Origin of the sequence: Dendronalium sp. ChiSLP03b (assembly GCF_034531165.2) — a bacterium.
Lineage (GTDB): Bacteria > Cyanobacteriota > Cyanobacteriia > Cyanobacteriales > Nostocaceae > Dendronalium > Dendronalium minutum.
Window position 1 is genome coordinate 1 of record NZ_JAVRBR020000013.1, and the last position, 13,713, is coordinate 13,713.

General features: G+C 42.2%; 11 protein-coding genes and 1 pseudogene. 2 read left to right on the forward strand and 10 right to left on the reverse strand.

Going from position 1 to position 13,713, the window contains the following annotated elements:
• The first annotated feature begins 278 nt into the window (after nt 1-278).
• Nucleotides 279-1,394 carry a hypothetical protein gene (locus tag RMY31_RS02425; protein WP_409877141.1) on the forward strand — a complete coding sequence of 372 codons (1,116 nt, stop codon included), beginning with the start codon at nt 279-281 and terminating at the stop codon, nt 1,392-1,394.
• A 220-nt stretch (nt 1,395-1,614) separates the two neighbouring features.
• Here RMY31_RS02425 and nifD read toward each other — a convergent pair whose 3' ends face one another.
• The 7 genes from nifD to nifB form a co-directional block, all read right to left on the reverse strand.
• Nucleotides 1,615-3,027, reverse strand: a complete 1,413-nt coding sequence (gene nifD / locus RMY31_RS02430; RefSeq protein WP_409877143.1) for a nitrogenase molybdenum-iron protein alpha chain — start codon at nt 3,025-3,027, stop codon at nt 1,615-1,617.
• A 175-nt stretch (nt 3,028-3,202) separates the two neighbouring features.
• Nucleotides 3,203-4,096: a nitrogenase iron protein gene (gene nifH, locus RMY31_RS02435; protein ID WP_190882698.1), complete on the reverse strand. Its 894-nt coding sequence runs from the start codon at nt 4,094-4,096 to the stop codon at nt 3,203-3,205.
• Between the two features lie 387 nt (nt 4,097-4,483).
• Nucleotides 4,484-4,843, reverse strand: coding sequence for a group 1 truncated hemoglobin (locus RMY31_RS02440; RefSeq protein ID WP_322666407.1), 360 nt, complete (start codon nt 4,841-4,843; stop codon nt 4,484-4,486).
• A 193-nt stretch (nt 4,844-5,036) separates the two neighbouring features.
• Nucleotides 5,037-5,942, reverse strand: a complete 906-nt coding sequence (nifU, locus tag RMY31_RS02445) for a Fe-S cluster assembly protein NifU (protein WP_322666405.1) — start codon at nt 5,940-5,942, stop codon at nt 5,037-5,039.
• A gap of 105 nt (nt 5,943-6,047) precedes the next feature.
• The gene (gene nifS / locus RMY31_RS02450; protein WP_322666403.1) at nt 6,048-7,256 is read right to left on the reverse strand and encodes a cysteine desulfurase NifS; all 1,209 of its coding nucleotides are present in this window, start codon (nt 7,254-7,256) and stop codon (nt 6,048-6,050) included.
• A gap of 89 nt (nt 7,257-7,345) precedes the next feature.
• Nucleotides 7,346-7,693, reverse strand: a complete 348-nt coding sequence (locus RMY31_RS02455; protein ID WP_322666400.1) for a DUF362 domain-containing protein — start codon at nt 7,691-7,693, stop codon at nt 7,346-7,348.
• Between the two features lie 101 nt (nt 7,694-7,794).
• Complete coding sequence (gene nifB, locus RMY31_RS02460) at nt 7,795-9,261, reverse strand: nitrogenase cofactor biosynthesis protein NifB (RefSeq protein ID WP_322666398.1); 1,467 nt, start codon at nt 9,259-9,261, stop codon at nt 7,795-7,797.
• A gap of 1,341 nt (nt 9,262-10,602) precedes the next feature.
• Here nifB and RMY31_RS02465 point away from each other — a divergent pair.
• Nucleotides 10,603-11,654 (forward strand): annotated as a pseudogene (locus RMY31_RS02465) (NAD(P)-dependent alcohol dehydrogenase).
• A gap of 72 nt (nt 11,655-11,726) precedes the next feature.
• On the opposite strand, the gene RMY31_RS02470 reads toward RMY31_RS02465, so the two are convergent.
• The 3 genes from RMY31_RS02470 to RMY31_RS02480 all read right to left on the reverse strand — a co-directional run bounded on the left by RMY31_RS02470 (nt 11,727) and on the right by RMY31_RS02480 (nt 13,449).
• On the reverse strand, nt 11,727-12,062 hold the full coding sequence (locus RMY31_RS02470; protein ID WP_322666396.1) for a hypothetical protein: 336 nt from the start codon (nt 12,060-12,062) through the stop codon (nt 11,727-11,729).
• 277 nt (nt 12,063-12,339) lie between these two features.
• Entirely contained in the window at nt 12,340-13,194 is an 855-nt protein-coding gene (locus RMY31_RS02475; RefSeq protein WP_322666394.1) for a bifunctional class I SAM-dependent methyltransferase/HIT family protein, read from the reverse strand.
• A gap of 144 nt (nt 13,195-13,338) precedes the next feature.
• Nucleotides 13,339-13,449: a 4-Cys prefix domain-containing protein gene (locus RMY31_RS02480; protein WP_409877181.1), complete on the reverse strand. Its 111-nt coding sequence runs from the start codon at nt 13,447-13,449 to the stop codon at nt 13,339-13,341.
• Between the last annotated feature and the right edge of the window lie 264 nt (nt 13,450-13,713).

Genomic DNA, 13,713 nt, shown 5'->3' on the forward strand with positions numbered 1-13,713 from the left:
AGGGTGCGTTGTGCTTTGCGACAACGCACCCTACTGGCATGGCAAGGCTAAAATGTTGCATTAAAAATCTCTGAAAAATTGAAGTTTAGACACATAATCGAATTTTTCTATTGCACTACTTTAGCCTTGACACGCCACTACTGGCTAAATTAAAGCAACTACATTATGGTCAAATTTACTATATATAAAGCCAAAATTGGGCATAAATTACCATATTGATTAATTGAGATATACTATTACTTACAATTAACTTTGTTGATAAAAAATTACATTGCGATATGCAATCTCAATTGATTGAAATAAAGCTTGCTAATATAAGTCCTAGTTTTAAGGATACCAATACTCAAATAATTCGTGAGTTTTGGGAAGACGCAATTAAGGTATTGTCGGCATCAAACTTGATTATAATGCCGTACAAGACGGCTCAACAAAATTACTTGATTGAAATTGATGCCTCAGATGTAATTTCGTATCTAAAAGCAGTAGAGGTTTGTGAACACGATCCAGCAGTTTTCTGCCAACGCATGAGCGAGCAAATGGAGCTAGGATATCATATGCTTAACAGCATACTTAAACTTCAATTGAAATATGAGCAAGGCAATGAAACAGAACAAGACAGACTCCATGTTGTTGTGAGCAAATTTTTACAACAGCTTTTTCTTGCAATGAATCTCGCTCTTCCAGGTAGTATTACAGTTCACTCAGCAGAATATTTAGAGCCTAATGCTCTTGAACCCAATTTTTCTTCTTTATTATCTAGTACACCAGGTATCCAGCTTAATGTGCTTAAGCCTCCTGAAATGAGTGGATCTAGCCTAGAGTCTGCATTCATTCATGCTTTAAATAGAGGCTGGCCTCCACTAGCACAAATTCCTTTTCAAACTGTATGGAGTTGGTTATCAGAAGAATTACCATACTCTTTAGATTTAGCAGAAAAACCACATCATAAAGCTCTGTTTACGCTTCTTAGAATTACGAGTACTCAAACAAATGAAACAGACACTATTTTGCTAATTGCACAAGCACTTGAAGCACTTTTTGTTGATGGCAAAGAAGGAATTGGTAGTACTTTAAAACAACGTCTAGAGCTAGTCCTAGGAACACCTAAATCTCATAAAAATTGGTTTAGTAAGTTTTATAGCCGCAGAAGTCAAATTGCTCATGGTAGTATGCCTATTTTGCGCCCTAATAATTTATATGATTGGGATGAGCCATCCATTGAGGAGTTTATTCAAGAATTTTATGAGCCGATAGATGAAGCAGTTGCAGTTCTCCTCGCTGTTTTACAAGATTTGATACGCAATAATGCTAGAGAATACTGCTTTATGCAAGAGGTTTTTAGACCTAATCGATACAACCAACAAGCAGAAGAAACAAAAAATAATGAAATTTGAGAAAGCTTATTATACCCATAGAGGACGATCGCCCCATTTAATCTAAAAAATTGTCATTTAAAATAGTCTTTTGCTTTACAGTTTTTCTTTGAGCAAAATGCGTTTCAAATCTCAAAACTAGACTCAATAAGAGTTATATTATCTGAAGCATCAAAAAAGATTGTTACTGAATAACCCTAAAACTCGCATTTAGGCTAAAAATTGACTCTTTTTTCTACTGCTAGATTAAAAAACTTGCCTGACTTGAGTTTGAAGTGCGATCGCTAGGTTCGGAGTAATCCCAAGAGTGCATTTGACGGAAGGGTAGACCCATCTTTTGGAAGACGTACTTCTCTTTCACACCAGAAGCAATTAAGTCTGGCTTGAGTGCTTTGACAAATTCCTCAAATTCGTAAGCAGTTACGTCGTCGTAAACGATGGTGCCGTTTTCGATGTAGTGGGTGGTACGTTTGTAATCGTCGTTATGAGCGAACTCATAACCTGTACCAACCATCTTCATACCCAAATCTTGGAAAGCGGGTACAACGTGACGAGGACGCAGACCACCAACCATCATGGCGACAGTCTTACCTTCCAAACGGGGGCGATACTTAGAAACGATCGCATCCATTGTTGGCTGATACTTAGCGATAATCTTCTCAGCGTTTGCTTGGATTGTCTCGTCAAACTTAGAAGCGATTTCCCGTAAAGACTCAGCAATCTTGGTGGGGCCGAAGAAGTTGTATTCTAACCAGGGAATACCGTAAGCTTCTTCCATGTGACGACTGATGTAATTCATCGAACGGTAGCAGTGAATCAAGTTCATCTTCACGTTCGGTGTCATCAACATTTCGTTGATGGTGCCATCACCAGACCACTGAGCAACTACGCGCAAGCCCAGTTCTTCTAACAGAATCCGGCTAGCCCAAGCATCACCACCGATGTTGTAGTCACCGATGATTGCTACATCGTATGGAGTAGACTCAAATTGTAACTTACCTTCTTTCTTCTCTTTGTCGGCTCTGGTAAACACCCAGTCGCGTACCATATCGTTAGCAATGTGGTGACCCAAGGATTGAGAAACACCCCGGAAGCCTTCGCAACGCACGGGAACAACTGGCTTGCCAATTTCTTTCGATGTGTTCCGAGCTACTGCTTCGATGTCATCCCCGATTAGACCGATGGGACATTCAGATTGAATAGATACACCACGGTTAAGGGGGAAGAGTACTTCCAATTCTTGAATTAGCTTGGTGAGCTTTTTGTCACCACCGAAAACGATGTCCCGTTCTTGGAAGTCAGAGGTGAAGTGCATTGTACCAAAGGTATCAACACCTGTGGTACCAATATAATAGTTACGACGACCCGACCAAGACCAGTAACCGCAACCTACAGGGCCGTGGCTGATGTGGATCATGTCCTTAATAGGACCCCAAACCACACCTTTGGAACCTGCGTAAGCGCAACCACGAGCGGTCATTACACCAGGAAGAGATTTGATATTGGATTTAACGCCGCAATCGCTCTTACCTTCTTCGTATACATTTAGGTGCTTTTCCCGTTTTTTCGCTGCTTTTTCGGGATAAGCACTTAGGACTTCCTTAATTAGTTCTTTTCTTTCTTCGATGATGTTCTGGTTTTCTGGAGGAGTCATTTTGCCTCTCTAGCTCCTAAGGAACGGGGTAGGGAAGGGGAGGGCTATGCAATAGCCCATCGTCCCCTGTAGGGTTGGGGACTTACAGTCCCCGTGGGGGATACAGGTAATCGGTAGAAAGAAGGTAAAAGGTAAATTATGCAATTGTTTCCTTTGCCTTTTCCTACATCAGTGCTTACTTAACAGGTGCTTCAGCAGCAGTCTTACCGATGATTTCTGCGTGCTTGGTATCGTCATCAAGGATACCGAATTCAACCAACAACGCTTCTAGCTCGTCCATTTCGATTGGTGTAGGGATTGTGAGCTTGTCGTTGTTGATGATCTTCTTAGCTAGTGCGCGGTATTCGTTACCTTGATCGCTATCAGGTGCGTACTCGTTAACAGTCATCCGGCGCAATTCTGCGTGTTGCACGATGTTGTCGCGAGGTACGAAGTGAATCATTTGGGTGTTCAAGCGTTCTGCCAGGGTTTCGATCAGTTCGATTTCCCGGTCAACTTTACGGCTGTTACAAATCAAACCACCCAAACGCACACCACCAGAGTGAGCGTACTTGAGAATACCACGAGCGATGTTGTTAGCAGCGTACATCGCCATCATTTCACCAGAGGTAACGATGTAGATTTCTTGTGCTTTACCTTCACGGATAGGCATAGCGAAACCACCGCACACAACGTCACCCAATACGTCGTAAGATACGAAGTCTAGGTCTTGGTAAGCACCAGCTTCTTCCAAGAAGTTGATGGCGGTGATGATACCACGACCGGCGCAACCTACACCAGGTTCTGGACCACCAGACTCCACGCACTTAACACCACGGAAACCGGTGAGCATCACTTCTTCGAGTTCGAGGTCTTCTACTGCACCGCGTTCAGCAGCGAGGTGAAGCACTGTGGTTTGAGCTTTGCTGTGTAGCATCAAACGGGTGGAGTCAGCTTTGGGGTCGCAACCCACAATCATGATGCGCTGACCCATTTCTGCCATAGCTGCCAGGGTGTTTTGGGAGGTGGTAGATTTACCGATACCACCCTTACCGTAAAAAGCTATCTGTCTAATATTTTCGTCAGTCATGGTTCTTGTTTTCCTGCAATTGGTTGGTTGGTTTGGTGGGTCTGTTCGTCTCTCACGCCTGTTGAGCTACGGCAGTGAGCGCATGTAGAACGTCGCTGGTGGCGATCGCTCCACAACAAAATTGGTGAGCATTGGTGTCATAATGATTCGGAGTTAAATTTTTATTTAGCCTTTGTCATTTGTTGTTGATATGGCAAATGACAAAGGAATTACACACTTTACAAATACGCCATAATTTTGGGAAGCTGGAAACACCAAGTAGGACTTGACCTAGTTATTCCTCAACAATCAATGCGTAATACCCAATTGGAATAGATAGTAGTGTTAGATATTCCTGGAAAAGCCTTGGAATCCAAAATCTAAAATCCAAAATTGGTATAAGTCCTATTACTTGTTCAAAATCGCGCCTTTCACATTTGAAACGCGAGCTATTGCAGCGCTAATATCATCAGCTGCAACTCCAATTGTAGCCATTGCTTCACTGAGGTGTTTGGCAACTGCATCGAAGTGTTGGGGCTGTACACTCATACCTGCGTGTGTTTTGTCCATTGGGCGACCTGCGTATTGCTTTGGCCCCTCAAGTAACTGAGATAAGAAAGCAATAAAATGACCGCGCTGCTTTGCCATATCTGTCTTAGCAAAAAACTGATTGACGCTACCGTCTGCTAAGATGCGTTTGTGCAAATCATCAACTACCTTCTCAATTGTCGGCTGTCCGCCAATTTTGTCGTACAATGTTGCGCTCATATCCTCATTCCTTTGAAGCGAGTTGGATTCTGGAATTCGCAATTAGGCGTTTAATACTTGCCTATGTGCTTTGCTGTCTGTTGTTAGTAGGACTGGAGCATTGACTGGAAAACAATTGTGTCGGTCAAATCCTACTTTCTGTTTTTGGCTATTGCACATTAGGGTGTATTTGTGCTGTGCGTAAATCTTTCAGCTATGGCTCAACTGCTTCGACTATCAGGTTTTTGCTGACGCGATCCTGTAACCTGGCTTCAATGGCTATCTTCAGAGTTGCTGTACTGCTGGAGCAGGAACCGCAAGCACCTTGAAGTAAAACTTTCACACGATCGCCATCTACATCATATAGTTCTACGTCTCCCCCGTCGGCAATCAACACGGGTCGAACTTCTTCATCAAGTACTTTTTGAATGAGGGCAATTTTTTGGACGTTGGTCAGCGGTCGTTGCTTAGAGTTAGCTATATCTGTAGCGACTTTTACGCCATAATTGTTGAGGGATGGTGCAGCGGCTTCTTGCTGTACAGATTTAATAATATCATCAATATTTGCCAGACAGGAACCGCATCCACCGCCAGCTTTCACATAGTTTGTTACCTGCTCCGCATCAGTGAGATTATTTTCTACAATCACGCGGCGAATCTTGGACTCGCTGATACCGAAGCAACTGCAAACTAACGCACCTTCATCATCGTCATCATGGCTAGCTAGGGGAATGCCTCGATAATTATAAATAGCAGCTTCTAGTGCTTCTTGCCCCATGACTGAGCAATGCATTTTGGCTTCTGGCAAGCCGCCAAGGTAGTTGGCAATGTCCTTATTGGAGACTTTTAGGGCTTCATCTAAAGTTAAACCTTTAACCATTTCGGTTAATGCACTAGAAGAAGCGATCGCACTGGTACAGCCAAAGGTTTGAAAGCGAGCATCCAATATTTTATCGGATTCTACTTCAACTTTCAGGTGGAGTCTTAAAGCATCACCGCAAGCAATGCTACCTATTTCTCCCGTTGCAACTTTAACTCCAGGTTCGCCCGTTTCTTCAATAGCTCCCTGATTCTTAGGATCGTAAAACAGTTCTAATACTTTATCTGTGTAGTCCCACATGGCATATTTTGGATTTTAGATTTTAGATTTTGGATTGGAATTGGTGATTGGGGAGAATGAAGAAGATTACCTAGTCCCTAATCCCCAGCCTCTAGTCACCAGTCCCTAGCGATGTGCCAGTGCTTGCTCTTGTTCTTGCAGCCAACCTGCATCATCATTTTTGAAGGGTGAAAGAGCGCGCAAACGTTCTACAATACCGGGCATTACTGCTATTACTTGGTCGATTTCGGCTTCTGTGGTGTAGCGACAAAGACTGAAGCGAATGGAACCGTGTAAGGTTGTGTAGGGTAAACCCATTGCCCGTAAGACATGAGAAGGTTCCAGTGAGCCAGAGGTACAAGCAGAACCAGAAGATGCACAGATGCCGTGTTTGTTTAGGGAAAGCAGAATAGCTTCACCTTCAATATATTTGAAGCCAATGTTGGTAGTGTTTGGCAATCTCTGCGTCGGATCGCCGTTAACTTCACAATGGGGAATAGTAGCGAGTAAAGTTTGTTCGAGGCGATCGCGCAACTTTCTTTCTCTCTTAGTCGCCTCTTCTAAATGTAACAGTTCTAGTTCCGCTGCTTTGCCCAGACCAATAATTCCTGACATATTTTCTGTTCCGGCGCGACGACCGCGTTCTTGGTGTCCCCCAATCAATAAGGGACGGAACCTGACACCGCGTCGCACATATAAAGCGCCGATACCTTTGGGTGCGTGGATTTTGTGACCAGACATAGTTAACATGTCTATGGTGCTGGTCTTCATATTCAAGGGGAGTTTACCCACTGCTTGCACCGCATCTACATGAAACAAAGCACCATGTTCTTTGACTCGCAACCCAATTTGTTCGATGGGGAAAATCGTGCCTGTTTCGTTGTTGGCGTACATAATCGTCACCAACGCGGTGTTTCCTGTCAGCGAGGCTTCTAGTTCATTTAAATCTAATTGGCCCTGACTGTTTACCGAAAGATAGGTAACGTTATAACCTTGGGTTTCCAACTGTTTGCAGACATTCAACACCGCTGGATGTTCTACTTGGGTGGTGATGATGTGTCGCTTTTCTGGTTGCGCTAACAATGCGGCGCGAATGGCGGCGTTATCTCCCTCAGTTCCGCAACTAGTGAAAACAATTTCTGATTCATCAGAACCGAGTAAGGCTGCAACTCGTTCTCTGGCTGTTTTCACTCCTTTAGCAAGTTGTCCGCCAAAGGTATGCATACTAGAGGGATTGCCGTAATAATCGGTCAGGTAAGGCAGCATCGCCTCTAAAACTTCTGGGTCTACCTTAGTGGTAGCGTTATTGTCGAGATAGATGCAATTCTTTTGCATAGATTCTAATTTGAAGAATGAAGGATGAAATGTGTAGTGTGAACTGAAGTCTAAGTTTTATCTTTAAATCCTTCAGTCTTTAACCTTCTTTACGCTTCTAATACTTGCTGTTGACGCTTTTGCAACTGTTCAGAAAACTTCTGAGAATAACAGTTAAACCAACGTTCCCAGTAATCTTGTTTATTGGTTAATTTTGCTAATACATGATTATATTTAGTAAACCAGCCTTCCCAATAATCGCTAGGCTGTTTAACGCAACCATCGCAGGTGGGACAACCAGCTTTACACTGAGGTACGGTATAAACAGTTCCAATACAGTTTGTACAAAGTTCCGAGTCAATCCAGTGCTGACCGTCAACTACCTTAACTGCACCTGTGGGGCATATAGATAGACAGAGATTGCAGGAAATACACTGGCTAGTGATTTTGTAAGCCATGATTATTCTCCTTTTTCGAGATTTTGGAAGAGAAAAGTATGAAGGATGATGGATGAAGTGTGAAGTATATATTTCTATCTTCATCCTTCAGCCTTGAGCTTTTATCCTTCAGTAGTCCCTAGTTCTTTTACGTATTGCTCGTAAAACTCTAAAGCAACCTTCTCAATTACGTCGTAAGCTTCGACAGTCTCTATGCCCGCTTCATGCAATTTTTCTTTAGGACAGTTCCCAATCTTGGACACTAAAACTGCTTTGCAATCGGCGATCGCTTTTATGATATTCTCAGAAGTGGCTTCTTCACCGTATCCACCTTGACAATATTGGTCAATCTTACGATGACCGACAAAGCGAGCTTCGATCCCATCAACTTCGTAAATCTGGAATTCTTTCGCATGACCAAAGTGTTGGTTAACTAATCCACTACCTTTGGTTGCGACTGCAACTAAGACCTTAGGATTGTTTTGTGGTAGAGACGCGATTAATCGCGTCTCTACAGCTTTTTGTTTGGCTAGTTTAATTTCTTCTTTGAATTTCTCAATACCTTCGTGAACGCTGGCGCGTTGTTCGAGGTCATATTCGGGAGCCATTTCTAAGAATTTATCTTTGGTAAATTCCTGGCTGCGGTCTTCTCCCAATAATCCGACGGCATCGGCTCGGCACTGGCGGCAATGACGCATCATTTTCATGTTGCCAGCGCAGTTGTCTTGGACTTCTTTGACTTCTTTGGGTGTGGGGCCGCGTTGACCGATTAAGCCAAAGTGTGTGCCGTGTTCTGGTGCAGAAATCAGCGGCATGATGTTGTGCAGGAATGCGCCATTCTCACGAATGAATTTATTCACTTCGACCAAATGCTGGTCGTTAATTCCCGGAATCATCACGGAGTTGACTTTGCACAAGATGTCAGCTTCTTTGAGAGCTTGCAATCCTTCCATCTGCTTTTCGAGCAGAATCTTAGCTCCTTCAATACCTCTGTAACGCCGACGCTTGTAGTGAACCCAAGAATAAATCTGTGCGCCGATTTCTGGGTCAATTGTGTTAAAGGTGACTGTAACGTGATCGATGTTTAATTGTTTGATGCGATCGATGTGTTCGCTCAACATTAAACCGTTGGTTGAGAGGCAAAGCTTGATATCTGGTGCTTTGTCCGCAATCAATTCAAAGGTGCGGAATGTCTTTTCTGGGTTCGCTAAAGGATCGCCAGGCCCAGCAATTCCCACGACTGTCATTTGGGGAATCTTGCCTGCAATCACCAAAGCTTTGTGTGCAGCTTCTTCTGGTGTGAGTAATTCGCTAACTACTCCAGGACGGCTTTCGTTCGCGCAGTCATATTTCCGATTGCAATAGTTGCATTGAATGTTACAAGCTGGTGCAACTGCAACGTGCATCCTGGCGTAATGGTGATGTGCGTCTTCGCTGTAGCAGGGATGTTTAGCAATCCGTTCTTGGAGCTTTTCGTCCATTTCCACGGTGGCGCTGCTTTTGCTATCGCATCCGCAACCACCCGATTTTGCTTGGGTTACTGCTGGTTCCTGATGAGAGTTAAGGATTCCTGTAGCCGGTAGTGTCATTGAATTTCGCAAAAAAGGTCGGTGGACAGGCTGCCGCTGTGGGAGATGCCGTTGCTACTCCCTATGCCTAGGAATTGAAGTCGCTTGTTGTACCCACCCTGCCGACCCTGTAGCGGTAGTGTCAACGCCCCATGAGGGCAGCTGTTTCCAGGGTAAGGCAGGCGATAAAATCCTTGAGTTCGGCTGGTGTGTGTCAACGCTTGGTTCTTGGGTAGAATTTGTGGGTACAGCCGCGACTTCTATTCATAGAGGCATGGTGCTATCTCATCCCTCCACTCACTTTTCGTTTCTCTTTTGTGTAGAACCGTTAAGTGATTGGCGATATAAGATTTATAGCAGCTATCCCCAGGCTAGACGGCGCATCTATCCGGATAGAATTTATTGGATTTATTAAGTTTGTACTCAAATCTTAAAACCCTAATTGCTAGGGCATTATAAAGAATTAAAAATTTTTTTCGGGTAGGGGTTCTAGTATTTTCTGGTTGGGGTTCGGGTATTTAGAAATAGGGGTTCAGGATTTCTTTGTACTCAACCATAACTCAAGACCAGCAAGGACTTTAGCCTATTTTTAACTGGTTTTAGGTTACCAAAATGTGTACTCAAACTTCCCTCAAATTTTGACAAAAGCAGCCAGTACAAGGGATTTGAGGGGAAAAACTGGAGTAGGCTACGTCGTACTACTCCAGATACGTGCGAAATTCAATTCTGTATCCAACATATCATTTTTTTTGAGATAAAAATGCAGTTTATTTTTTTTTAATTTTTGCTTTGCTAAAGATATTCAATTGTGTCTCTAAGTCTTATCTAATAAGCTATAGAGGCTCCTGACAGAAGATGCCTTAATACGGTTTTATTGCAAAAAAATTAACTTTCATAAAAATTTATTTTCCCCATTTCCTACTCCCTCACGCCACTTAACGGCAGTTGCTCCTCCCTACTTCTAACTGCCTATTTTAAGTGAATTGGTATCAGTTCTTGCTACTAATGGCAGACTTTGTGTTTGATGGAAACAACAAACTAAAATCTAACATGTTTGGACGATCGCAATGGATTATCATAATAGTTTATTACGAACCTGGGCGATCGCTACTCTGTAGAAAGTTTCGTAGAAGATAGTTTCAATGACTTGGCGATAGTGGTTCAATTGGGTGCGATCCATTGTTTAAGTCTTAGATTTGGTATTTCTATTTAAGGAAATCTTTCAGAACGCCTATCCTGAACTCTGTCTGCCACAAGTGTTGTAACAACTCTACTAAATGTTATGCGATCGCTACACTGGATTCATGACTAACTATTATGCTGTGTGAGTTTTGTGAGTAAAACAGGGTAGCAGGAGGAATTATGAAAGCAGTCGTTATCCGTGAGTACGGGCCAGCTGAGGTGTTACAGTACGAAGACGTAGAGCAGCCACAAATCAAGCCTGACCAATTACTTATAAAAATCCATGCCAGTAGTGTCAATGGCATTGATTGGAAAATCCGCAAGGGAATGATGAAATTTATCACGGGTAATAAATTCCCAAAGATTCTGGGGTTTGATTTGGCGGGAGAAGTGGTAGAAGTTGGCTCTGGAGTTACCCGCTTTAAACCAGGTGATTCCGTCTATGGCAGTACTAACTTCCCCGGAGGCGCTTATGCAGAGTATGCAGCTGTTCTAGAAAACTTGGTGGCGCTCAAACCAACGAACTTAAGTTATGAAGAAGCCGCCACTGTGCCCCTAGTAGCGCTCACGGCTCTGCAAGCCTTGCGAAATCAGGGTAATATCCAATCAGGACAAGCTGTATTGATTAACGGCGCTTCAGGCGGCGTGGGCAGTTTTGCGGTACAAATCGCTAAGGCTTTAGGCGCAGAAGTCACGGGAGTTTGCAGTACAAAAAACCTAGATTTGGTAAAATCGCTGGGTGCAGACCGTGTTATTGACTATAAGCAACAAGACTTCACCGAAGATACAGCCAAGTACTGGCGTGTCAAGGCTAAAGTAGTGCAATAGAAAAATTCGATTATGTGTCTAAACTTCAATTTTTCAGAGATTTTTAATGCAACATTTTAGCCTTGCCATGCCAGTACGATATTATCTTCGATGCAGTCGGCAAGCGATCGCTCTCTGCCACTAAAAAAGTCCTCAAACCCAAGGGAATTTATGTCACAACGCTTCCCAGTCCTGAAGTTTTGGTGCAGGTTGCCTTAACAGCGTTCCTTCCCGGTCAAAAAGCCAAATTGGTGTTTGAGAAAGCCAACGCCGAAGACTTGGATTACCTGAAAAAATTAATTGAAGCTGGTAAAATCCGCACGGTAATTGACCGCACCTATCCCTTACAAGAACTAGCTGCGGCTCATGCTTATAGCGAAAGCGAACGTGCTGTCGGGAAAATTGCGATCGCGATCGCTAACTGAATAGATTTTGATTCATATTTCTAACGGGTGCGTTAGTCAAAAGTAACGCACCTTATTTACCTATCTAGCAAACTAACATCCAAATTCTTCTCTGAGTCTGCGTTTCAAGTCACCAGAGATAGGCAATCCATTGATTTCTCTGCAAATATTAACCCTAGATTCCCCATTTTGTAGCCGCTGCCTATAAATCGCTATTAGCAAAGCTTCAAGACCAAACTTAGACAGCATATCTGCTGCCAAGCCTGTAATTCCAAGCAAAATTATGCCGCCTATCATGCCTCCAGGCCCCAATAGTGCCAAAGCTGCTGTAATGGCAGCAGCTCCTGTCAAGCCCGTAGTTGCCATTGTAATTAGGAGTATAATCGCTGGCAATCCAACTCCAGCAGCTTTTCTCACGAATTCATCCATATAGTCATCCTGCAAAGAAAAGTATAAATTTACTCAGAGAATACTCATTTGTCTGAATGGATTAAAAGATTCCAAAAGTATCTAAAGTTAGAATTCCCTAAAAGCAAAAAATATACCAATATTGATTTCAGCATTTATCGTAAGGTGCGTTGTGCCCAAAGTTAATGCACCAATATTGCAGCAGTTTGCATGAGTTCAGACGACAATCTCTAGCGTTCTTCTTTGTGAATTTTCGCCTTGACGTGAAACAAAATTCATCCCATAAATTAGCAACGCTCTATTTTATTTTAGGAATGACAGTTCTAATTCCACTTTTAGCACCGACAGCATCCCCTTTATAACGAGGGATGATATGAATACTAGCGTGCATAATATTTTGACCAGCTTCTCGATTGACGTTCATTCCTACATTAAAACCATCAGGTTCAAATTCGGTTTTGAGAATTTCTTGTACTTTATTCACCATAAACCAGCAAGCAGATTGCTCTTTAAATGGCAGTTCAAAATAATTGCTTGTATGACGTTTAGGAATAACTAAAACATGTCCTTTATTTATAGGATAGCCATCGAAAATAGCATATGCAGTAGCTGATTCAGTTAATAATTTTAGATTTTTATGGGGATTGCAAAATATACAATAATTAGATGAATTACGCTGGTGATTATAATGAGTATACTGATAGAGTTCACGACGATCGTCTAAATATATTGAATGAAATGGGAGTTTCACAATACATTGATATGTGGGCTTTTTATGCACATAATGTTCTCTGAAACCTTCTTTTTTAATATCTCTTCTCACAACATAATAAGCTTTACCCCCTGGTTTTAATAAGTGCGATACTTCCATAAGCACATCAGCTTGTTCTTCTGCAAATAAAACATTTAAAACATAAGAGCAAATTATTGTATCGAATTTATCTTGAGGATATTGAGGGAAATAATAAGGGTCATAGCCTGTAATATCACAATTTTTTTGACGCAATAATTTAACATCATTACCAAAGCCACAACCAAAATCTAGTATTTTGCCTTGAAGCAGGTTTTGATTTAATAAAAATTGTGCGGGGAATGACAGGTAAGTTCTTTCAATTGCCGTGAGATGGCTGAATTGATTTTTTTGCTGTTTCATGAAGTTTAGATATTCGTATCTTTCCTGTCTTAGCACAAGCGATCGCAGGCTACTAAACTTTTGATTCTGTATAGACTGCGATTTCAACAATTATTCCGGCGTAACCAGAGAATGGCTTTATTGGTATGATGAATTTGAAAAACGCTATCCTACACCGCAGTTTGAGCAAAACATTGTGCCATCAGGATTCGGCGGATTGTGGCAAGCTGGATTCAGGCAGCAGGTTATAAACTGTGCTTCTGTGTGGAAATGTATTTATTATCGCTTAAGCACAACCCACTCTTTGTAACTCTTGATAACTCAGAGTTACTTATCTTTAACTTTGTAATTAACTCTTATTGTCTTTATCGCGATCGCCTACCTCTAAATATTTCGCATCAATTACTCAAACTACTATCTCTACTTCACAGACTTTTATTCTTTTGTAAACAAAGATGTAACTAATGCATAGCAACAAACATCATATTATCAACACCATTACTGCTACAAAATATTTCTGTGCCTGCTGTTAATTCAATC